Genomic DNA, 20,313 nt, shown 5'->3' on the forward strand with positions numbered 1-20,313 from the left:
TCACCAAGGAGTCTTTTGATGTCACCCCGTTATTTTGCCCTGACGGCCGTTCTGGCCAGCGTGGCGGCCTGTGCGCCGGCCAGCGAGACAGAGACCGAAACACCGGCCCTTGACGCCGAACAGCCGGAGACGGAAACCATGTCTGATGATCAGGCCCGGCTTGAAGCCGAAAACACCCAGATGCGCCAGTATATCCAGGCGGCTGAACAGCACATCGTCCAGCAGGCGCAGGCGCTTGAGCGGGCCAATGGCCTGATTGCGGATATCGCGCGTCGCTGTGATGTCGCGGATGATCTCACGGTTCCCGCTGGCGAGTTTCCGGACGAGCATTCTCTCGATACTTTCCGGGCTGCGTCCGAGGTCTATCTCGACGTCATGCGGACGCAAGCCTGCGTCTTTGAATTGCCGTCCGGCCTGTTGTTCCGCATTCGCCAGTCCAGCGACGGCGAGAGCCCGGTGTCTGGCGAGAATGTCACCGTGCATTATCGTGGCACCCTGCCTCAGGGCGGTGAGTTCGACAGTTCCTACAGCCGGGGTGCACCTGCCACCTTCCCGTCTGATCGCCTGATCGCCGGTTGGGTCGAAGCCCTGCCGCTGATGCGGGTCGGTGAGCGTTGGGAACTCTTCATTGCCTCCGATCTGGCTTATGGTGATCGCGGTGCGGGTGCCGATATCCGGGGCGGCCAGGCTCTTAATTTCGAGCTGGAACTGATCGCTCTGCCGGATCGTCCGGCGGCTGACACCTCCGAAGACAGCGAGAGCGCTGAATAAAGCGGACGGACCTTGCCGGGCGGCCTAGCGCGACAGACGCAGATTTGTCAGGTCGCCCGCAATCATCTCGAACGCATCCCGCAAGGCCTGATTGGACGGGCTGTCGAAATACAGCGAGGGATGGCTCGCACAGCTTTCCATCAGGCGCCGTGTCGATGATGAATTCACCTGGAAGGTGATCGCATAGACACGAATGCCCAATTCCTTGGCCTCGTCACAGGCCGCTTCCAGACGGTCATTCAAACGATTGCGCAGGGTCGAAGAGCTGGATGTGGTGGTGCCCAACCGCCCGAAGCGCGAGAAACCGTAAGCGCCATAATCTGAACGCAGGCTGGTCGAGCGTCCGGACATGACATTATCGCCATCGGTTAGGATGACCATCGCCTTGATGAAATCATCATCGGCCCAGGAGACGCCTTCAGTGAAGGGCTGTCCGGGTGAGATCACACGAATGCCCCAGCCGACACCTTGCGGGATATTGGTGGTGCCACTCGCTCCCATACGATTGATGGCGTTTAACACTGTGCGCTCATTATTGGTCAGCGCCGTGATCGGTGTGGTCGTGCAGCGCATATTGGGACCGTAATCAGCGCGGACCCGGGCGTTGCGATACTTGCTCAGCCGCCGCAGGCGCGTGGACCAACTGCCACTCGTCCCGTCACGCAGATAGTCATTGCGGTAATCGCGGTCATTATCCGGCTCGTCCGGTGCAAAATACGGCACAAACAAAGAGGACGGATTGCCGTTACTGGGGGGTGTATCATTGATGTCCATGGGAATGGACCGGGACTCGACGCAGCCTTCCCATTCCTCATTGCGCATGTCGTCGAACAGATCCCAGTGATTGGCACCTGTATTGCCCGACCAGTCGGCGTGTTGCGGGCTGCGCGCATCAGGGTCCATCCACCACACACGCTCGAATTGGGTGCCGACATTCACGGTGGCGGCGAAGGGTACGAGGCCGATCTTGACGGCGTCAGGATCCTCGGCCGCATCGAACAGGATTTCCGTCAGCAGTGTGGCCGCGCCACGCAGGGCGGAAATGCGTGATCCGCCCATGGAGCCGGTATTATCGAGCACCATGACCAGTTCCAGGTTCTGGCGCGCACGCACGACTTCGCTCTCCCAGTCGACCGTAATGTATTCAATGCCGATCAGGCCGAGGATCGATGTGCCGACCTTGGCTTCCGCGGTGACGGTGATCGTGTCCGTCTCGTCGTCCACATCCACATTGAGGTTCTGGATGACGCCGATTTCGCGCGAGGGATAATTGGCTTCGATGAAGTCGTTGGCGATCGTCAGAGCTTCGCTGTTGGAAACATCGGCGCGTGTGCCGACAGCCAGGGCGGCGGCGTCGAGCGCCTGGGCGAGGCGTGTGCGGGCATTCATCGCCTGGTTGAAGTCTATGGCTCCGCCGCCCAGCACCGTGATCGGCACCAGGGCGAGCGAGAAAATCATCGCAACATTACCGCGTGTATTGCGGGCGAACTGTCCCAGGCGGGCCAGCCAGGTCGAAATAGCCATATCGTGTCCTCTTGGACACCGACATTTACGCGCACAGGTTTAAAACCCCGTTAGGGAAGGCAGTTAATGAAAGTTTGTCGCGCTTTTTATCTATCGCGACAGGCGCAGATTGGTCAGATCGCCCGCGATCATCTGAAAGGCATCGCGCAAGGCGCTGTTGGAAGGACTGTCGAAATACAAGGAGGGATGGCTGGCACAATCCTGCATCAGGGCCCGGGTCGAGGAGGACGAGACCTGGAAGGTGATGGCATAGACCCGGATGTCCATCTCGTGTGCCAGTGCGCAGGCGGCTTCGAGGCGGTCATTCAGCTCATTGCGCAGGGTCCACGAGCTGGAAGAGGTTGTTCCCAGTCGTCCGTCCCGGGAAAACCCGTAAGCGCTATAGTCTGACCGGAGCTCGGTGGAACGACCGGACATGACATTATCGCCATCGGTCAGGATCACCATCGCCTTGAGGATCTCCTCATCATCCCAGGCCGTGCCTTGTGTGAACGGTTCCTCCGGTGAGATCACGCGGATCCCCCAGCCCACGCCTTGCGGAATATTGGTCGTGCCACTTGCACCCATGCGGTTGATCGCATTGACGATCGTCGCCTCGGAATTGGTCAGTGGCGTAATGGGTGTGGTGGTGCAGCGCATATTGGGGCCGTAATCATCCCACACCTGCCCGTCCTCATACTTGTCGAGGTTTTGCAGCCGGGTATTCGTGCTGCCGGACGTACCGTCATTGATATAGTTATTGCGATAATCCCAGTCATTATCGGGTTCATCGGGCGCGAAATACGGGATGAAGAGCGTTGAGGGGGCGCCATTGCTGGGCGGTGTGTCATCGATATCCATGGGTATCGCGCGGGCTTCCACACATCCTTCCCAAGTCTCGTACCGCATCGCGTCGAACAGGTCCCAGTGATTGGCGTTTGCGGCTCCTGACCACTCGGCGTGCAGCGGATTGGCTCCGTTCGGATCCAGCCACCAGGCGCGCTCATATCCCGGACCGACATTCACCGTGGCCGCGAAGGGGACCAGGCCGATATGTATCGCGTCGGGATCCTCAGCCGCGTCGAACAGGATTTCGGTGAGCAGATTGGCGGCGTCACGCAGAGCGGAGATCTTGGAGCCGCCCATGGAGCCGGTATTGTCGAGCACCATCACCAGTTCCAGATTCTGGCGTGCGCGAACAACTTCGCTTTCCCAGTCCACCGTCAGAGAATCGATCCCGACAAGTCCCAGAATGGCGGTATCGACCTTTGCGGTCGCATTAACCGTGACGGTGTCATTGATCGTGTCGAGGTCCACGCTCAGGCTCTGAAGCTGTCCGATTTCCCATTCGGGATAGTTTGCCGCCAAAAAGTCCTGCGCAATGGTTGTGGCGTCACCCCGTCCGATATCGGGATAGGTGCCGATGGCCAGGGCGGCCGCATCAATCGCCTGGGCGAGGCGCGTGCGCGCATTCATGGCCTGGTTGAAATCGATGGCGCCTCCCGCCAGAACGGTGAGAGGCAGAAGGGCGAGAGCAAAGATCATCGCCACATTGCCGCGCGTGTGGCGGGCAAAACGTAGGGGCAGACCCAGACATGTGGAGCTCAGGCTTTTCATAACAAAAACAGAGCTATCAGCCAGACGCCTCGACGATAAGCCGGCATCGAGAGACAGCGTTAGCCCTGAATTAAGCGTGTCGTTCAATTCAGACAGAGCATTGACGCCAACGGGATGAACAGGTCACATCGCGCCCATGTCCAGAACCGATACCGCTCTTGAAATCCTGCGTGACCTCGTTGCCTTTGATACGACCTCGCGCCTGTCCAATCTCGAACTGATTGACTGGGTTGAGGCCCGCCTCCTTGCGGCCGGTGCGCGATGTGTGCGTGTGCCCAGTGACGATGGTCAAAAAGCCAACCTGCATGGCGTTATCGGACCGGATGTGGATGGGGGTGTCGTCCTGTCCGGACATACCGATGTGGTACCGGTTGACGGTCAACCCTGGACCAGTAATCCCTTCATTCTCACCGATAAGGGCGATGGTCGGCTTTATGGGCGCGGCACTTGCGACATGAAGGGGTTCATCGCCTGCGCGCTCGCCTATGCCGACCAGTTTGCAGCGGGCGATCTCAAGCGTCCGGTCCACTTCGCCTTCTCCTTTGATGAAGAGGTCGGATGCCTGGGCGCGCCGGCGCTGATCGAAGAGATCATGCAGCAATCGCCCAAGCCTTCAATCGTCGTGGTGGGGGAGCCCACCGAGATGAAAGTGGTCTCGGCGCACAAGGGCCTGTTCTCGGTGCGGGTCGCCCTGACAGGGCATGAGGCGCATTCCAGCCTGGTCTATGATGGTGCCTGTGCCGTTACCCATGCCGTGCCCTTGATGCAATATCTCTATGAGAGTGCCCAGGCGATGGTGGAGGCTGCCCCGGAGGACAGCCCGTTCGACCCGCCTCATGGCACATTGACCATTGGTAAAATGCAAGGCGGGACAGCCCTGAATATTCTCGCGCTCAAGGGCGAGTTTCAAAGTCTGATGCGGCCGTGTCCGTGGGATGATGTCCAGGCGATCTATGACGGATTGCTCGAACGGGCGGCGGAGACACAGGCCCGGATGAGGCAATACGCTCCCGAGGCGCAGGTCACGGTGGAGGTCCTCTCCAACGTGCCGGCTTTTCGACCCGAGGATGATGGCGCTGCCGAACGTCTGGCGCGTCAGCTGACCGGAGATAATGCCTCGCGTGTTGTGGCCTACGGGACGGAGGCCGGGCAGTTCCAGCAGGCCGGCCTGTCTGTGGTGGTGTGCGGACCGGGATCCATCGCGCAGGCCCACCAGCCGGATGAGTTTATTGCCATTGATCAGATGCGACAGGGCTGTCTTTTCATGGAGAAACTGGTTCGCCATCTCGCGCAGTAAAAAGGCGCCCCGGGGGCGCCCTTTTGGATGTTGATCAGGTGCGGGAAGGATTGGTCAGCAGGCGGCTGCTGAGACCGACCGCGAACACACCGTTGACGATGACGAAGATGATGGCCAGCCATTGCGCGGCTTGATCGCCCCAGATTGCGTCGGTGACAAACATTGCCAAAACCCACAGGATGGCGTTCAGGATCGACAGGGTTGCCATGCGCGCGGGTGAAAGCCTGGTGGCGGTCTCATGTATGTCGAGGTCGCGCACGGCCGGGCTTGCAAAGATGCGCACCCAATTGATCACAACCAGTCCGAAACCGGCGAGGCCTACGAGGCTGGCCCTGAAAAGGGCGTCGTCGATCGGGGTGATGATCAGAACGATCGCGTAGACCAGGCCGGTAAGCACCAGAACCCATCCTGAAAACCGTTCTGCGGAGAGAAGGGCGGGCACGCGGTATGACCGGTCACTCAATGGCAGGACAAATTTGGGCAGGTAGTTGCCGGCCATGATCAACATCAGACCGATGGTCAGTCCCACGCCCCGCTTGGTGACGGGGTCGGGCAGGAACTCCAATTCCTTTCCAGCAACCAGTATACACAGGGTGACCATGACCAGGCCGGAAACAAGGCCAAAACTGATCTGACCGAACTGTTTCGGGCCGGGGGCGGTATCGTGCGTGCTCATGCGTCTGGTCCTTCCTGTGGGTCTGATGCGCTTTGGGCGGGCTGTAACTCCCAGCCAAAGATTTTGGCGAAGCCTAGAAGGGCGTCCTCCAGAACGGACAGCTGGAGCTGGTAGGTGATGGAGGTGCCGTGCTTTTCCGAGCAGACCAGACCCGCTTCACGCAGGACTGCGAAATGGGCCGACATGGTCGGTTTCGAGACGTCGAAGTGCGCGGAAATCTCGCCGGCCGTCAGGGGACCCTGGCGGAGCATTTCCAGCACGCGTCGTCGCGTCGGATCAGAAAGTGCTTTGAATGCCGTATTCATAAATCGATATTTAGCTAATCATCTAATTTATGGCAAGGCCCGGACCGAAATTTGTTTCGTTTTTCCTCTATGTATTTGAATTAATACAATAAAGGCGCCCCGCAGGGCGCCTCTTCAAGCCCGGTAGGGGGCAGCTTATTCGGCGGCCGTGGCGTCCGCATCGCTTTGTGACGCGGCATCTTCACGTCCTTTGCCCCAATAGGAGACGCAGGGGATTTTCGAGGTGTCGCAGCGATCCGAATAGGCGCGCGCAATCTCTGTTACCTCTTCCATCAGGCCTTCAGCGAGGGTGATCGGCTCCAGGCCCATTTCCAGGAAAGTGTCGTTTTCGACGTGCAGCTCGTTCTCGTCCGCCTCATTGCGCGGATTGGACACGTTCTGGACTTCCACATTGGTCATGTCGGCAATCATCCGGGCCAGATCGCGGACCCGGTGCGTCTCGGTCATCTGGTTGATGATGCGCACTTTCTCACCATCGGCCGGCGGTTTCTCAACGGCCAGCTGGATACAGCGCACCGTGTCCTGGATGTGGATGAAGGCGCGCGTCTGTCCTCCCGTGCCATGTACGGTCAGCGGGTAGCCAACAGCGGCTTGCATCAGGAACCGGTTCAGCACGGTGCCGTAATCGCCGTCATAGTCGAAACGATTGATCAGGCGTTCATCGCGCTTGGTTTCCGAGGTTTGGGTGCCCCAGACAATGCCCTGGTGGAGATCGGTGATCTTCACCTTGTCGTTCTTGTTGTAGAAGTGGAAGAAGAGCTGATCCTGGGTTTTCGTCATGTGATAGATCGAACCCGGATTGGCCGGATACAGGATTTCCTGGTCCTTGAGGCCTTCCGACGTCTCCACCTTGATCTTCAGATAGCCTTCCGGGATCTTCATACCGGCCGTGCCATACCCGTAGACACCCATGGTGCCCAGGTGGACGAGGTGGATATCCTTGCCGGTTTCGACAATGGCCGCCAGCACATCATTGGTGGCGTTCAGATTATTGTCGACCGTGTAACGTTTGTGGCGCGCGGACTTCATGGAGTACGGCGCGGCGCGCTGTTCGGCGAAATGGATGATTGTATCCGGATTTTCCGCATCGATCAGGTCCACCAATTCCTGGTAGTCCTTGCCGATATTCATATCGATGAAACGGATGTCCCGGCCGGAAACCTCTTTCCAGGCCGCAATGCGCTCGCCCATCGGTCGGATAGGCGTGAGGCTCTCGACCTCGAGTTCGATATCGATTTTCCGGCGCGACAGGTTGTCAACAATGACCACGTCGTGACCAATATTGGACAGATGCAGAGCGCTAGGCCAGCCGCAGAAACCGTCGCCGCCGAGAATAATGACTTTCATGATACAACGCTGCCCATAACGTAAGTGTGATTGCCGATTTGGTTTCATTGCAGGCGGTGCCGGGCATTTCAAGTCCCGCCTCTGCGCAAGCGCAGGTGTGTCAATGTATAATGCGCGCTAAGCGATATAGAATTTGCAGTTCGGGTGTGGACCCGGACGGGGTGTGATATTTCGACACAGACTGAAAATCTGTGATCGTCTAGATACCGGTAACAGGTCTATTCCTTCGGGGGCTTGGCCTTGTGGGCTCGTGTTGCGGTGCAGCAGGGTGCGCGTGCGTGTGCTGGGTGCTGGGCGATAAAAGTCGGAGCGATAACCCTTTTTTCCGCTCGGCGTGTGTGGACGCGGGGGCCAAAGGCCGCTAAATCCGCGCCGTTTCATACGGTCAAGGACATGACGGATCATGTGGTCCTCCTGTCCACAGGAATGGAGAGGCTCAATGGCCCTGCGTATCGCAATCACCGGTTTTGGACGTATTGGCCGCCTGGCCCTGCGCGCGGTTCTCGAAAACCAGCGCTGGGGCGAAGTGGAAGTGGTTGCCATTAATGACAGCGGCACGCCCGAATCCAATGCACACCTTTTGACCTATGACAGTGTTCACGGCCGTTATCCGGGCGAGATCAAGGTCGGTGATGGCTGGATTGATGCCGGGTTTGGCAAGATCCAGAAAGTGTGCAACCGCAATCCCGCCGAACTGCCCTGGAAAGAGATGGGCATTGATGTCGTGCTGGAATGCACAGGCGCCTTCAATTCAAAAGAAGCCTCGATGGCGCACATCGAAGCTGGAGCAAAGCGTGTTCTGTGCTCCGCGCCGGCCAAGAATGCAGACAAGACCATCGTCTATGGTGTGAACCATGATCAGCTGAGTGCTGAGGACATTATTGTCTCTAATGCGTCGTGCACCACGAATGGTCTCGCGCCGGTGGCCAAAGTGCTCAATGATGCCGTGGGTATTGAACGCGGTCATATGACCACGATCCACGCCTATACCGGTGACCAGCCCACGCTTGACCGCAATCACAAGGACCTGCACCGCGCCCGTTCCGCCGGCATGTCGATGGTGCCGACTTCGACCGGCGCCGCGAAGGCAGTGGGCCTGGTTCTGCCAGAACTGGCGGGCAAGCTCGACGGGGCGGCCGTGCGTGTCCCGACGCCGAATGTTTCCCTGATCGATCTCGTCTTCACGCCGGGCAGGGCGACAACGGCCGAGGAATTGTCGGAAGCGATCAAGGCCGCTGCCGATGGGCCGATGAAAGGCGTGCTGGGCTATGACAGCATTCCGCTGGTGTCCATCGACTATAATCACGACAGCCGTTCATCCATCTGCGCCATCGACAAGATCAAGGTCGTGGATGAGCGCCTGGTGCGCGTGATGACCTGGTACGACAATGAGTGGGGCTTTGCCTGCCGCATGATCGATACCACGGTCGAAATGGGCAAATATCTCTAACACCGTATCGCCAGCCACAGGGGGCAGGAGATGACTGATTTTCGCCGTATCCAGGACGCGGAGGTCGCGGGCAAGCGCGTTCTCGTGCGTGTCGACTTCAATGTGCCCATGAAAGACGGCGAGGTGACAGACACCACGCGTCTTGAAGCGGCCCTGCCGACAATTGACCACCTGGTCGAGCGCGGTGCGAAAGTCATTCTCCTGGCCCATTTCGGTCGACCAAAGGGGCAGCGTGTCCCGGAGATGTCGCTGGAACCGGTCTGTCAGCCGCTTGCGGATTTGATGGGCGTCGAGCTCGGTTTTGTCGATGATATTGCCGGGGATGATGCCGCATCGGCGGTCGCGGGCATGCAAGACAGCGATGTCCTGCTGCTGCAGAACACCCGCTATGAGGCGGGGGAAGAACAGAATGACCCAGCCTTTGCCCGGGCTCTGGCGGATCTGGGCGATCTTTACGTCAATGACGCCTTTTCGGCTGCTCACCGGGCCCATGCCTCGACCGAAGGTGTTGCTCAGCTCCTGCCTGCCTATGCCGGTCTGGCGATGCAGCGCGAGATCGACCACCTGGTCGCGGCGCTGGAGGATCCCGAACGCCCGGTGATCGCGCTGGTCGGAGGTGCAAAGGTCTCGACCAAGATCGATCTTCTGGAAAACCTGGTGAAGAAGGTCGATATTCTCTTCGTCGGAGGCGGCATGGCCAATACCCTCCTCTTCGCACAGGGTGTCGATGTGGGCACCAGCCTGTGTGAGAAAGACCTGGTCGACACGGCGAAATTGATTCTGGTGGCAGCGGAAAAATCAGGGTGCAAGCTGGTGCTTCCGTCAGATGTTACGCTTGCGAAGGAATTTAAGCCGAATCCTGAAACTCGCGTCGCTCTGTCACATGATGTGGCAGATGACGAGATGATTCTCGATTGTGGGCCGCAAACTGTCGTTGACCTGACGCAGGCCATGGACGGCGCCAAAACCTTGATCTGGAATGGCCCGTTGGGCGCTTTCGAGATCGAACCCTTTGATAAATCAACGGTTAGTGCGGCACGGGCGGCCGCTGATCGCGTTGCTGACGGCAGCCTGATTGCCGTCGCTGGCGGAGGGGACACCGTGGCTGCCCTGAATCAGGCAGGATGTGCCCAGGAATTCAGCTTTATCTCCACCGCGGGCGGGGCTTTCCTCGAATGGATGGAAGGCAAGTCACTTCCGGGCGTGGAGGCCTTGCGCGAGACGGCGCAGACTGATAGCGAAACGCCGGTTGCGTGACGCATGGGCGTCACCGTTCGCAACGCCCGCTCGCGGGCATCCAGCTGGGGATGAAAGCAATGGATCTCGATCTTCTTTGTGAAACCGCCGAAGCCATGGTCGCACCGGGCAAGGGCATTCTGGCGGCCGATGAGTCAACGGGTACGATTACCAAGCGTTTCGACTCCATCTCTCTGGAATCCACGCCGGACAGCCGTCGCGACTGGCGTGAGATGCTGCTGCGCACCGCGCCGGCCATGACCGACCACATCTCCGGCGTCATCATGTATGACGAGACGCTGCGTCAGAACGCGGCCGACGGTACACCGCTGGTCAAGCTGATCACCGATGCCGGCGCTGTTCCGGGCATCAAGGTCGACACCGGTGCCAAGCCGCTGGCCGGTTCCGAGGGTGAGACGATCACTGAAGGTCTCGACGGTCTGCGTGACCGCCTGTCCGAGTATTTCGAGATCGGCGCCCGTTTCGCGAAATGGCGTGCCGTGATCAATATCGGCAAGGACGGCGATGACAGCATGCCGAGCCAGTATTGCATTGCTACCAATGTGCACGCGCTGGCCCGTTATGCCGCGCTGTGCCAGGAAGCCTCCATTGTTCCCATCGTCGAGCCGGAAGTCATCATGGATGGCGATCACTCGATCGAGCGCTGCTATGAAGTGACCGAGTTCACGCTGAAATCGCTCTATCGCGAATTGTTCGACCAGGGTGTTGTCCTGGAGGGCACGATCCTCAAGCCGAACATGATCATCTCCGGTACCAAGGCTGAAAGCCGCGCGGGCGTGGAAGAAGTTGCGGACATGACTGTTGAGTGCCTGGCCAATTGCGTGCCGGTTGCTGTTCCGGGCATCGCCTTCCTGTCCGGTGGACAGTCTGACGAAGAAGCCACGGCTCACTTGCAGGCCATGAATTCCGGTTATGACACCCCGTGGCCGCTGACCTTCTCCTATGGTCGCGCCCTGCAGGCTGCACCGCTCAAAACCTGGGCTGGCAAGAAAGACAATTATGAAGCAGCCCAGGCTGCGTTCAATCATCGTGCTCGCATGAACGGCCTGGCCGCTCTGGGTGAATATGAAGAGAATATGGAAAAAGAAATGGCCTAAGCGCCTTTCCTTTTCTGACTGGATCAGGCCCGTCGCGTGCGACGGGCCTTTTTCATGCGCGCTTGCTGTTCACGTGCGCGCTGACCGACTTTGGTCTTGACACAACCCGCTCTGCCGGACCAGGTCCCGGCCTTGCAAGACAGCGTGAAAAGCGTCTGGCGCTCTGCCCCCCAATCATGGCACAGAGCCCTCATGACCGCTGAACTCTATCTGATCACCCCGCCGCACATCGAGGCGGAGTTTGTCGACACACTGGCTGCAGCTCTCGATGCCGGGCCGGTCTCCGCCCTGCAGATCCGATTGAAGGATCACACGGTGGACGAAATCCGGACGCTGGCACCGGCCCTGATCGCGTGTGCCCAGGCGCGCGGCGTGGCGGTGATCCTCAATGACAGTGCGGAACTGGCTGATGAGCTAGGCTGCGATGGCGTTCACATTGGTCAGGATGATGGTTCGGTGAAAGCCGCTCGTGCGATCATGGGCGCGGGCCGAACTGTGGGTGTGACCTGCCATTACAGCCGCCATCTCGCCATGGTCGCCGGGGAGGCAGGCGCAGATTATGTCGCGTTTGGCGCGTTCTACCCGACGCAGACCAAAGAGGCCCCAAGCCGGGCCGAGCCTGACATCCTGCGCTGGTGGGTGGAGTTATTCGAACTGCCCTGTGTCGCGATTGGCGGAATCACGGCGGAGAATGCCCGCCCCCTCATTGACGCCGGGGCTGATTTCCTCGCCGTAAGTGGCGGTGTCTGGAACCATCCCGATGGAGCCGCCGCAGGCGTGAAGGCCTTTGCGGGTCTACTTGATGAGCAGGGCTGATAAGTGAGCTGAACGCTGGAATGGCCTGTGCAAGCCAGGCCACCGGGTTACATTTCGCTCAGACAAGGCGTTGAAAGCTTGACCATCCGGCGATTTGATCGCTCTTTGAGCGCATGATTATGTTTCGATCTGTTCTTGTCCTCACCTGTTTGACCGCCTTTGCAATAACGCCTGCCCATGCCCGGCAGGATGATGATGCGCTGCCCGCGGAAGAACCCCTGGTGTTTCCCGGTGAGCTGATCCTGCTTCCGGCTGACGTGCAGGATGCCGCCCAGACCGAGGCCCAGCAGGAAGGCGCCGCCGAGGGAGATGATGGCGACGTCCTGCCGAGCGATGCCAACCCGGTTGAGGATGCCTATACACGGGCCCAGCTGGCTCATGCGGCCGGCGACTGGGAAACCGCGCGCATTTATGCCGAAACAGCCGGGAGTGCCGGTCACGATGATGCAGCTGTAATGGCGGGTCTTTTGGCACTGGATGGCTGGACAGAAGCTGCCGAACCGGAAGCACAGGCGGTTCGCTGGTTCCAGCGGGCCGCGGAGGATCAACACCCGGTCGCCCTGTATCATCTAGGACTGATTGCACGTGACAGCGATACCGATCACGGCCTGGGGTCGGCCCGGTCCTGGTTTCGTCAGTCTGCAGAGGCCGGACATGTCGCTGGTATGATTGCCTATGCCGATGTGCTGGAAAAGTCGGGTGTCCCCCAGGATATCGCCCAGTCGCGGATCTGGACGGAGCGCGCGGCCCAGCTGGGATCGCAGGAAGCGATGTATCAGCTCGCCCGCCTGCATGATCTGGGGCGCGGCGGTGAGCAGGACCTGGTGTCGGCCCGCCACTGGTATGAACAGGCTGGAGGGCTTGGCCACCCGGAATCGGCTTTCGAGGCCGGTATGATGTGGGCGTTGGGGCAGGGCGGAGAGAGTGATGATGTCAATGCCCGCCGCTGGCTGCGCCTGTCCGCGGAAACGGGCTATGCCCCGGCACAGGGTCAGCTTGGCCTGATGCTGTATCAGGGACGAGGTGGTCCGGAGAATATAGACGAGGCGGTCCACTGGGTGCGTCTGGGGTCGCTGGCCGGTGATCCGGAAGCCCAGTTCATCTATGCCTACGCCCTGGCGCGCGGGGATACGGGTGAGCGCGATATTGAGGCCGCCTATGGCTGGGTCCTGCGCGCAGCGACAGATGCCGAAGGACTGCCGTTGGAAAATCCCGTGCGCGACCGGTTCCAGGCGGCGCTAGAAGGCGATCTGCCCCTGGCGACGCAAATCCAGATTCAGGAGGCCGTGGCTGCCGAGCGCTGAGGCGCCAACAGCCTGCTACACTTGCCGTTCCGGTGTCGCGCTGATAGGGAAGCGCGGCTCTGTGGCCTGTTGCGCGCCGCAAACAGATCGTCTGCATATTCGGCTTCTAAGGTGACGCCATGAAAATCAACGGCAATGAAATCAAGCCCGGCAATGTTCTCATGCACCAGGACACGCTCTGGGTTGCTGTGAAAACCGAGCACGTGAAACCGGGCAAGGGCGGCGCATTTGCGCAGGTCGAGCTGAAGAACCTGCTCGATGGTCGCAAGCTGAACGAACGTTTCCGCGCCGCCGACAAGGTCGAGCGCGTGCGTCTGGAGCAGAAGGATCACACCTTCCTGTTCGATAGCGGCGATACGCTCACCTTCATGGACGCTGAAAGCTATGAGCAGATCGAACTGGCCAAGGATTTTGTCGGCGAAGACCGCGCGGCCTATCTGCAGGACGGGATGAGTGTCTCGGTCGAGTTCCATGAGGAGCGTCCGATCAGCATTGCGCTGCCGCAGCACGTCACGCTGGAAATCACCGAAACCGAGCCGGTGCTCAAGGGTCAGACACAGGCCAATTCCTTCAAGCCGGCCACGCTGGAAAACGGCGTTCGGACATCCGTGCCGCCCTTCGTGGGCATGGGCGAGCGGATCGTCGTGGCGACGGAAGACGGCTCCTACGTGAAACGGGCGGATTGATCGAATGGGTACGCTCTCTCCGCTTTTGACCGTCATGACCGAAACCGCCGCACGCGCGGGGCGGTCTCTCAATCGTGATTTTCGCGATATCGAACACCTGCAGGTCTCCAAGAAGGGGCCGGCGGATTTCGTCTCGGTGGCGGATCACAAGGCGGAAGAGGTCATTTTCGAGCAATTGTCTAAGGCGCGTCCGGGTTATGGCTTCGTTATGGAGGAGCGCGGCATTGTGGAGGGCAGCGATAAGAGCCATCGCTGGATTGTCGATCCGCTCGACGGGACGCTGAACTTCCTGCACGGCATGCCGCATTTTGCCGTCTCGATCGCGCTTGAGCGCGACGAGGAACTGGTCGCCGGGGTCGTCTATAATCCGGCAACCGACGAGATGTTCCACGCAGAAAAAGGCCGGGGTGCCTGGTTGGCCGACCGTCGCCTGCGTGTGGCTGGTCGCAAACATTTCGATGAGGCCGTCTTCGCAACCGGCATGCCCTTCTTCGGCAAGAAGGGGCACGCCACCTTCCTCAAGGAGCTGCATCAGGTGATGCCGCACTGCGCGGGTATCCGCCGCATGGGTTCGGCGGCGCTTGATCTCGCCTGGGTCGCGGCCGGGCGTTATGACGGGTTCTGGGAGCGCAGCCTCCAGTCCTGGGACATCGCGGCCGGTATCGTTCTTGTGCGTGAAGCGGGCGGGTTTGTCTCCGAGCTGGACGGCAAGGACAATATGCTCGCCACCGGTTCCGTTGTGGCCGGCAATGAGACCATGCGGGAGCAATTGCAGGCCCGTATCCAGGGCGCCTGACGGCGGCACAGTCAGCGGAGCGACTGGGTCACCCCGACGACAAATGGGTGAAATCCGCAATCAACCTTTGACCTCGCCCCCAAATTGTCTCAATCCCTTGATCCAAGAGTGAGGGATCGGGACGAAAGGGAGTGCGTGTCCGTGTATGATGCAGATCAGTCGCAAGACACCCGCCATGCGGTTAAGTTTACCGGACCGTGGCGCTACATCATCTGGATGGCGATCTTCACGGCGATCGTCATTGCGCTCGCAGGCTTGCTGCATGAACCCCTGACCGAAGCCTTCATGGCGAATGCGGCCATTAACGGGCTGATCCTTTTCGTTCTGGTGGTCGGCGTGGTCTATACTTATGTCCAGGCACTCAGCATCGGCCCGGCCGCGCGCTGGTTGATGCGGTTTCGCTCGTCTGAAGACCCCGCAACCCTTCCTCGTCCGCCGGCCATTATCGCGCCGATGGCGACCATGATTTCCGAAACGGATGGCCGTATGCGCTTGTCCGCCGGATCCGTCCGAACCGTACTCGACTCAGTGGGCGCACGCATGTCTGAAGCTGGCGCTTTCACGCGCTATTTTGGTCGCCTCCTGATTTTCCTCGGTCTGTTGGGAACGTTCTGGGGCCTGCTTGAAGTGGTCGGTGCAGTAGGGGATGCGGTCCGCGCTGTGACAGAAACCTCCACGGGCGGTGAGGCCGATGTCCTGCGTCTCATGGCGGCGATTGAAGAGCCGATCGGTGGCATGGGCACGGCCTTTGCCTCATCCCTGATTGGCCTTGCCGGGTCCCTTGTTATCGGCTTTCTGGATCTGCAGGCCAGTCGGGCCCAGAACCGTTTCTATAACGAGATTGAGGAATGGTTGTCCTCCATCTCGCGTCTTGCCGCGGCCGGTCCAACCTCGGACGGGGATGAGGTCTCGACCTCGGCTTATGTTGGTGCGCTTCTGGAACAGACCGCAGATACGCTGGATCGTCTGACCCACACGCTGGAACGCCATACCCGCCAGCTGGATACAACGCTGCAACGTTTTGCCGAAGATAGCCGGCAGAGCCAGGAAGAGCTGGCCCGGTCGCTGCGGGATGAGATCCGGGTTCTCGTCCGCGCCCTGCAAAGCCGGGATCGTGGAGGCGAATAAGCATGGCCGCGCCGCGCTTTTCCCGTTTTGAGGACGCCGACCAGGGGGATCACTGGCCGGGTTTCGTGGATGCCTTGGCGACGCTCCTGCTTGTCATCGTTTTTCTGCTTTCCATCTTTGTGGCCGGACAGTTTGCGCTCTCGCGGGCGCTGACCGGGCGGGATGAGCAGTTGGCCGCCCTCAATGCGCAATTGGCCATCCTCGCCGATGAGCTGGACCTGGCACGCGATGAAAATGCGGAGCTGACCAATCGTATAACGGGCCTGGAAACCGAGATCGCCGGTCTTGAGAGCCAGAATGACTTACTCAACACAGCTCTGACGATGGCCGAGGGGCAACAGGCCGCTCTACAGGCAGAGTTGGACAGCGAACGTGAGCTGTCCTCTGAATCCATGCAGGCGCTGGCGCTTCTCAATCAACAGCTCCAGGTCTTGCGCGATCAGATTGCGACACTGAATGCGGCGCTTGAAGCCTCGGAACAACGCGCCGAGGAGGCCGAGGCCCAGGTCATTAATCTGGGAGAGCGGCTGAACGCGGCCCTGGCCGAGCGCGCGGCTGAACTGGCCGTCTATCGTTCGGACTTTTTTGGTCGCTTACGAGCCATTCTAGGCAATCGCACAGGTGTCCGCATCGTTGGCGACCGGTTTGTGTTTGAATCGGATGTCTTGTTTGCATCAGGGTCTGCGGATCTGTCGGCTGAGGGCCGCGAAAGCCTGCGCCCGATCGCCGATGCCATCATCCAGCTGACGCGCGAGATACCGGATGATCTAGAATGGGTGATCCGGATCGACGGCCATACGGATCCATTGCCCATTCGCACAACCTACGCCTCCAACTGGGAACTCTCAGCGGCCCGGGCGATATCCGTGGTCAATCTGATGGAAGATCTGGGTGTGCCGTCTGAACGTCTGGTCGCCGCGGGGTTCGGTGAGCATCACCCTATTGCCGAGGGCCGGACCGCGGAGGCCTATGCCCGCAATCGTCGCATCGAGCTGAAGCTAACCGCGCGCTGAGGCTAAGCCGGTGTCACCGCTAGGTCTATTGCGTCCGACTCACTCGCTGTCTTGCCCTTTCGCGACTCTTCAGGTAGAAGCCCCGCTTCCTGAGTTTAATGAGCGGCGTGCGCGGCTGTAGGATCGTGTGGCGCGGCGGAACAGAAAGCCGGATCGATGAAAAGCGATATCCATCCCGACTACCACATCATCAATGTTGTGATGACTGACGGTACGACCTTCCAAACCAAGTCCACCTGGGGCAAGGAAGGCGATACAATCAACCTCGACATCGACCCGACGTCGCACCCGGCCTGGACCGGCGGCGACCAGAAGCTGATGGACCGCGGCGGTCGCGTGTCTCGCTTCAAAGACAAGTTTGCCGGCTTCGTCTGATCCCATTCAGGTTCATGACCTGCGAAGGGCGTGCTTCTCGCAAAGCGCGCCCTTTTTGCATGGGGAACGGCCCACGAAAAACGCGCCCTGCAGGCAGGGCGCGCTCTTTGGACAGACTGAAAGGATGTGCGGTCAGCGGCCCCCGAAGGCGCCGTGCAGCATGGCCATATGGCCGGCAACCGGGTTGGCCGTCGTTTCACCGATCTCATCGGTGTAGAGACTGTCATCAATCCTCTTCAGTCGGGCATAGAGGGCGCGTGAGCGTTCCACCAGGTCGAGCAGGACTTGCGGGCGCGCTTCACCCTCGGGCCACAAATCATCGGTCGCCTTGTCGCGGCCCAGACGATATTTGCCATCCGTGGCTTCCTCGGCGGCCATTTCACCTTCGGCAACGGCGCGCTGTGCCAGCAACCAGGATGCGGCCTGCATCAGGCGCGTGGTGAGTTTCATGCTTTCCGTGGCATAGGCCAGGGCGCCTGCCCGATCGAGGGATTTGGCATCGTCGCGGCCCGGCCCGTCGAGATAGGTGGCGGTCTCTTCCACCAGCGCCATGCCTTCGGCAAAGAGCTTCTGGAACATTTCCGAGCTGGCGAAATCGGCGGCACGCAGAGAGGGCTCGTTGCCAGCCGGGAAGAGTGTGGGCGGGAAGCTGTCAGTCATGTCACGTCCAATCGTCGAGTCGTTACGGGCTTTGGTGTCGAATCAAAGCAAACTCCGGGCCAGACTCGCCGATAATCTTGATCAAATCTTAAACACGGCGTCCGCTGCGCTTCGACCCTGGCGCTTTTTTTCAGCCGCAGCATCAATCCGGGCGATCTCGTCCAGCATCATCTGGCGGCGCTCCTCCAATTCTTCAAGGGAGTAGGGTTCAAGGTCTTCGCCCGGGCGAATAACCACGTCACGGCTTGCCGGACTCTCATCATCATGGAACATGAACCCCTCCCTCGTGTGCATGATCAAGCGCGAGAGCATAGACTGAAGAGAGGCAAACGCCCATGTCTGAATTGTCTGACACCATTCGTATCGTGAAAGCAGACCCGCCAGGCGGGCCGGATGCCCTGTCTATACAGACCCGTCCGACACCCCGGGCTGCGGCCGGGGAAGTGGTCATCCAGACCTTGGCCTGCGGCATTAATCGCCCCGACCAGTTTGAACGCATGGGCTTTTATCCCGCCCCGCCAGGTGCGCCCGAAGGGCTGGGGCTGGAAGTGTCCGGCCGGGTCGCGGAGATCGGTGAGGGCGTCACGCGCTGGTCCGTGGGAGATCCGGTCTGTGCGCTGGTGTCCGGTGGTGGTTATGGTGATGCGGTCAATGTCTCCGCCGGGTCGGTGTTGCCCGTACCCGATGGACTGTCCATCGAGGACGCCGCCGGTCTGCCGGAAACGGTATTTACCGTGTTCGCCAATGTGTTTGATCAGGCCGGCCTGTCACAGGGTGAGACATTTCTGGTGCATGGCGGCACAAGCGGCATCGGTACGACCGCCATACAAATGGCCAAGGCCGCGGGAGCACGTGTTTTTGCGACGGCGGGTACGGATGAAAAATGTCGTCTCTGCGAGCGCCTGGGCGCCGACATCGTGGTAAATTATCGTGAGGCGGATTTTCAAACCGTCTTCTCCGAAGCTGGCGGGGTAGACGTCATTCTCGACATGGTGGGCGGTGATTATGTGGCGAAGAATATTGCGATCGCCAAGGCCGGGGCACGGATCGTCTCTATCGCCTTCCTCAAGGGCAGCCAGGTTCAGCTGGACCTGATGCGGGTGATGCTCAAACGGATCACCCTTACCGGGTCCACGCTGCGCGCACGGCCTAATTCTGAAAAAGCGCGGCTCGCGGGGCTGATCGAGGCAACGGTCTGGCCATGGATCGCAGACGGCCAGCTCCATCCCGTCATCGACAGCCGGTTTGCGCTGGACGATGTGCGCTTGGCGCATGAACGCCTCGATTCCGGTGCGCACAGTGGCAAGATACTGCTAATCCCGTGACGGGCATGGCTTTGCAGGTGCCGCTCTGTGGGTTATAAAGCGAACAAATCACAGGGTCAGGTGAGTCTCCACCGGCCCCTGTGTCGGAAGCCGAAGCCTGGCCGCCGCGCCGGGCTTTTTATTTGCGCGTTTGTCAAAAGCGCCCGAACTGCAGAGGACGTCCCATGACCGAGATCCTGATGCCCAAGGCCACGGCTGTGTGGCTCGTTGACAATACCTCCCTGACCTTTGATCAGATCGCTGATTTCTGTGGCCTTCATCCGCTGGAAGTCAAAGGCATCGCCGATGGTGATGTTGCGGCAGGTGTGCGGGGCGCCGATCCGATCTCCAATGGTCAGCTGACGCGTGAAGAGATCGAGACGGCTGAAGGCAATGATGCTTATCGCATGACGCCGGTGAAGCCGAAATATTCCGGTCTGCATCAACCGGCGAAACGCCGGGGTCCGCGGTATACACCGCTGTCGCGTCGTCAGAACCGCCCTGACGCGATCGCGTGGCTGGTGCGTAATCACCCGGAACTGGCCGATGCACAGATCTCCAAGCTGATCGGCACGACCAAGACCACGATCCAGGCGGTGCGTGAGCGTACACACTGGAATGCGTCCAATATCAAGCCGACCGACCCGGTGTCTCTGGGACTGTGTACCCAGATCGATCTGGATGCCCAGGTGCAAAAAGCCTCGGCCCGTCGTCGCCAGATGGAAGAGGAAAATCCGGAAATGCTGTCCGATACGCTCAAGCCGGTCGAGGATGTGCAGCCGCAGGACGAGGATGATCTGAACCCGAATACGGGCGATATCGATCTGGAAACCCTGTTCGGCGGTGGCTCCAAATCAGAAGACTGATCCGGTCCCGCACCTCTGAATGCAAGCGGCCGCCCTGTGGGCGGC

Annotated in this window: 21 protein-coding genes; 14 read left to right on the forward strand and 7 right to left on the reverse strand. The window is 59.9% G+C overall.

What is annotated here, in order from left to right; genetic code table 11:
* Nucleotides 1-18 precede the first annotated feature (18 nt).
* Complete coding sequence (locus RMQ97_RS02795; RefSeq protein ID WP_413659309.1) at nucleotides 19-771, forward strand: FKBP-type peptidyl-prolyl cis-trans isomerase; 753 nt, start codon at nucleotides 19-21, stop codon at nucleotides 769-771.
* A gap of 24 nt (nucleotides 772-795) precedes the next feature.
* Here RMQ97_RS02795 and RMQ97_RS02800 read toward each other — a convergent pair whose 3' ends face one another.
* Together RMQ97_RS02800 and RMQ97_RS02805 are read right to left on the reverse strand one after the other, a co-directional pair.
* Nucleotides 796-2,295: a pilus assembly protein TadG-related protein gene (locus RMQ97_RS02800; RefSeq protein ID WP_413659310.1), complete on the reverse strand. Its 1,500-nt coding sequence runs from the start codon at nucleotides 2,293-2,295 to the stop codon at nucleotides 796-798.
* Nucleotides 2,296-2,385: 90 nt separating this feature from the next.
* The gene (locus RMQ97_RS02805; RefSeq protein WP_413659311.1) at nucleotides 2,386-3,891 is read right to left on the reverse strand and encodes a pilus assembly protein TadG-related protein; all 1,506 of its coding nucleotides are present in this window, start codon (nucleotides 3,889-3,891) and stop codon (nucleotides 2,386-2,388) included.
* Between the two features lie 136 nt (nucleotides 3,892-4,027).
* On the opposite strand from RMQ97_RS02805, the gene argE reads away from it, so the two are divergent.
* Nucleotides 4,028-5,188 carry an acetylornithine deacetylase gene (gene argE, locus RMQ97_RS02810; protein ID WP_413659312.1) on the forward strand — a complete coding sequence of 387 codons (1,161 nt, stop codon included), beginning with the start codon at nucleotides 4,028-4,030 and terminating at the stop codon, nucleotides 5,186-5,188.
* Nucleotides 5,189-5,222: 34 nt separating this feature from the next.
* On the opposite strand, the gene RMQ97_RS02815 is transcribed toward argE, so the two are convergent.
* From RMQ97_RS02815 to RMQ97_RS02825, 3 genes are all read right to left on the reverse strand, one after another.
* Entirely contained in the window at nucleotides 5,223-5,864 is a 642-nt protein-coding gene (locus RMQ97_RS02815) for a hypothetical protein (RefSeq protein ID WP_413659313.1), read from the reverse strand.
* Nucleotides 5,861-6,169, reverse strand: a complete 309-nt coding sequence (locus RMQ97_RS02820) for an autorepressor SdpR family transcription factor (RefSeq protein WP_413659314.1) — start codon at nucleotides 6,167-6,169, stop codon at nucleotides 5,861-5,863. The genes RMQ97_RS02815 and RMQ97_RS02820 overlap by 4 nt, the downstream gene beginning before the upstream one ends.
* 135 nt (nucleotides 6,170-6,304) lie before the next feature.
* A complete protein-coding gene (locus RMQ97_RS02825; protein WP_413659315.1) occupies nucleotides 6,305-7,516 on the reverse strand; it encodes an NAD-dependent epimerase/dehydratase family protein in 1,212 nt (403 codons plus the stop codon).
* 439 nt (nucleotides 7,517-7,955) lie between these two features.
* Here RMQ97_RS02825 and gap point away from each other — a divergent pair, with 439 nt between their 5' ends.
* The 10 genes from gap (at nucleotide 7,956) to rpmE (ending at nucleotide 17,438) form a co-directional block, all read left to right on the forward strand.
* On the forward strand, nucleotides 7,956-8,966 hold the full coding sequence (gap, locus tag RMQ97_RS02830) for a type I glyceraldehyde-3-phosphate dehydrogenase (protein WP_413659316.1): 1,011 nt from the start codon (nucleotides 7,956-7,958) through the stop codon (nucleotides 8,964-8,966).
* Nucleotides 8,967-8,996: 30 nt separating this feature from the next.
* Entirely contained in the window at nucleotides 8,997-10,223 is a 1,227-nt protein-coding gene (locus tag RMQ97_RS02835) for a phosphoglycerate kinase (RefSeq protein ID WP_413659317.1), read from the forward strand.
* Nucleotides 10,224-10,282: 59 nt separating this feature from the next.
* On the forward strand, nucleotides 10,283-11,320 hold the full coding sequence (locus RMQ97_RS02840) for a class I fructose-bisphosphate aldolase (protein ID WP_413659318.1): 1,038 nt from the start codon (nucleotides 10,283-10,285) through the stop codon (nucleotides 11,318-11,320).
* 192 nt (nucleotides 11,321-11,512) lie between these two features.
* Complete coding sequence (gene thiE, locus RMQ97_RS02845) at nucleotides 11,513-12,136, forward strand: thiamine phosphate synthase (protein ID WP_413659319.1); 624 nt, start codon at nucleotides 11,513-11,515, stop codon at nucleotides 12,134-12,136.
* A gap of 113 nt (nucleotides 12,137-12,249) precedes the next feature.
* Entirely contained in the window at nucleotides 12,250-13,440 is a 1,191-nt protein-coding gene (locus tag RMQ97_RS02850; protein WP_413659320.1) for a tetratricopeptide repeat protein, read from the forward strand.
* 119 nt (nucleotides 13,441-13,559) lie between these two features.
* Nucleotides 13,560-14,126, forward strand: coding sequence for an elongation factor P (gene efp, locus RMQ97_RS02855; RefSeq protein WP_413659321.1), 567 nt, complete (start codon nucleotides 13,560-13,562; stop codon nucleotides 14,124-14,126).
* A 4-nt stretch (nucleotides 14,127-14,130) separates the two neighbouring features.
* Nucleotides 14,131-14,922, forward strand: coding sequence for an inositol monophosphatase family protein (locus RMQ97_RS02860; protein ID WP_413659322.1), 792 nt, complete (start codon nucleotides 14,131-14,133; stop codon nucleotides 14,920-14,922).
* 141 nt (nucleotides 14,923-15,063) lie between these two features.
* A complete protein-coding gene (locus RMQ97_RS02865) occupies nucleotides 15,064-16,050 on the forward strand; it encodes a hypothetical protein (protein WP_413659323.1) in 987 nt (328 codons plus the stop codon).
* Nucleotides 16,051-16,052: 2 nt separating this feature from the next.
* Nucleotides 16,053-17,063, forward strand: a complete 1,011-nt coding sequence (locus RMQ97_RS02870) for a peptidoglycan -binding protein (protein WP_413659324.1) — start codon at nucleotides 16,053-16,055, stop codon at nucleotides 17,061-17,063.
* Nucleotides 17,064-17,219: 156 nt separating this feature from the next.
* The gene (rpmE, locus tag RMQ97_RS02875) at nucleotides 17,220-17,438 is read left to right on the forward strand and encodes a 50S ribosomal protein L31 (RefSeq protein WP_413659325.1); all 219 of its coding nucleotides are present in this window, start codon (nucleotides 17,220-17,222) and stop codon (nucleotides 17,436-17,438) included.
* A 132-nt stretch (nucleotides 17,439-17,570) separates the two neighbouring features.
* On the opposite strand, the gene RMQ97_RS02880 is transcribed toward rpmE, so the two are convergent.
* On the reverse strand, nucleotides 17,571-18,098 hold the full coding sequence (locus RMQ97_RS02880; RefSeq protein WP_413659326.1) for a DUF1465 family protein: 528 nt from the start codon (nucleotides 18,096-18,098) through the stop codon (nucleotides 17,571-17,573).
* A gap of 81 nt (nucleotides 18,099-18,179) precedes the next feature.
* Nucleotides 18,180-18,371 carry a DUF1192 family protein gene (locus tag RMQ97_RS02885; RefSeq protein WP_413659327.1) on the reverse strand — a complete coding sequence of 64 codons (192 nt, stop codon included), beginning with the start codon at nucleotides 18,369-18,371 and terminating at the stop codon, nucleotides 18,180-18,182.
* A 62-nt stretch (nucleotides 18,372-18,433) separates the two neighbouring features.
* Here RMQ97_RS02885 and RMQ97_RS02890 point away from each other — a divergent pair, with 62 nt between their 5' ends.
* Both RMQ97_RS02890 and RMQ97_RS02895 read left to right on the forward strand, forming a co-directional pair.
* Nucleotides 18,434-19,423 (forward strand): NAD(P)H-quinone oxidoreductase, encoded by a 990-nt coding sequence (locus tag RMQ97_RS02890; protein WP_413659328.1) that lies wholly within the window; start codon nucleotides 18,434-18,436, stop codon nucleotides 19,421-19,423.
* Nucleotides 19,424-19,587: 164 nt separating this feature from the next.
* On the forward strand, nucleotides 19,588-20,268 hold the full coding sequence (locus tag RMQ97_RS02895; protein ID WP_413659329.1) for a DUF1013 domain-containing protein: 681 nt from the start codon (nucleotides 19,588-19,590) through the stop codon (nucleotides 20,266-20,268).
* The last annotated feature ends 45 nt before the right edge of the window (nucleotides 20,269-20,313 follow it).

The organism is Maricaulis sp. D1M11, assembly GCF_047308265.1.
Lineage (GTDB): Bacteria > Pseudomonadota > Alphaproteobacteria > Caulobacterales > Maricaulaceae > Maricaulis.

Excerpts from the sequence above, each read along its gene's own strand:
- efp (WP_413659321.1), top strand. The coding sequence starts at position 13,560 with ATGAAAATCAACGGCAATGAAATCAAGCCCGGCAATGTTCTCATGCAC.
- RMQ97_RS02835 (WP_413659317.1), top strand. The coding sequence starts at position 8,997 with ATGACTGATTTTCGCCGTATCCAGGACGCGGAGGTCGCGGGCAAGCGC.
- RMQ97_RS02795 (WP_413659309.1), top strand. The coding sequence starts at position 19 with ATGTCACCCCGTTATTTTGCCCTGACGGCCGTTCTGGCCAGCGTGGCG.
- RMQ97_RS02815 (WP_413659313.1), bottom strand. The coding sequence starts at position 5,864 with ATGAGCACGCACGATACCGCCCCCGGCCCGAAACAGTTCGGTCAGATC.
- RMQ97_RS02895 (WP_413659329.1), top strand. The coding sequence starts at position 19,588 with ATGACCGAGATCCTGATGCCCAAGGCCACGGCTGTGTGGCTCGTTGAC.
- RMQ97_RS02825 (WP_413659315.1), bottom strand. The coding sequence starts at position 7,516 with ATGAAAGTCATTATTCTCGGCGGCGACGGTTTCTGCGGCTGGCCTAGC.
- thiE (WP_413659319.1), top strand. The coding sequence starts at position 11,513 with ATGACCGCTGAACTCTATCTGATCACCCCGCCGCACATCGAGGCGGAG.
- rpmE (WP_413659325.1), top strand. The coding sequence starts at position 17,220 with ATGAAAAGCGATATCCATCCCGACTACCACATCATCAATGTTGTGATG.
- gap (WP_413659316.1), top strand. The coding sequence starts at position 7,956 with ATGGCCCTGCGTATCGCAATCACCGGTTTTGGACGTATTGGCCGCCTG.
- RMQ97_RS02805 (WP_413659311.1), bottom strand. The coding sequence starts at position 3,891 with ATGAAAAGCCTGAGCTCCACATGTCTGGGTCTGCCCCTACGTTTTGCC.
- RMQ97_RS02885 (WP_413659327.1), bottom strand. The coding sequence starts at position 18,371 with ATGTTCCATGATGATGAGAGTCCGGCAAGCCGTGACGTGGTTATTCGC.
- argE (WP_413659312.1), top strand. The coding sequence starts at position 4,028 with ATGTCCAGAACCGATACCGCTCTTGAAATCCTGCGTGACCTCGTTGCC.
- RMQ97_RS02840 (WP_413659318.1), top strand. The coding sequence starts at position 10,283 with ATGGATCTCGATCTTCTTTGTGAAACCGCCGAAGCCATGGTCGCACCG.
- RMQ97_RS02800 (WP_413659310.1), bottom strand. The coding sequence starts at position 2,295 with ATGGCTATTTCGACCTGGCTGGCCCGCCTGGGACAGTTCGCCCGCAAT.
- RMQ97_RS02820 (WP_413659314.1), bottom strand. The coding sequence starts at position 6,169 with ATGAATACGGCATTCAAAGCACTTTCTGATCCGACGCGACGACGCGTG.
- RMQ97_RS02890 (WP_413659328.1), top strand. The coding sequence starts at position 18,434 with ATGTCTGAATTGTCTGACACCATTCGTATCGTGAAAGCAGACCCGCCA.
- RMQ97_RS02880 (WP_413659326.1), bottom strand. The coding sequence starts at position 18,098 with ATGACTGACAGCTTCCCGCCCACACTCTTCCCGGCTGGCAACGAGCCC.
- RMQ97_RS02860 (WP_413659322.1), top strand. The coding sequence starts at position 14,131 with ATGGGTACGCTCTCTCCGCTTTTGACCGTCATGACCGAAACCGCCGCA.
- RMQ97_RS02850 (WP_413659320.1), top strand. The coding sequence starts at position 12,250 with ATGATTATGTTTCGATCTGTTCTTGTCCTCACCTGTTTGACCGCCTTT.
- RMQ97_RS02870 (WP_413659324.1), top strand. The coding sequence starts at position 16,053 with ATGGCCGCGCCGCGCTTTTCCCGTTTTGAGGACGCCGACCAGGGGGAT.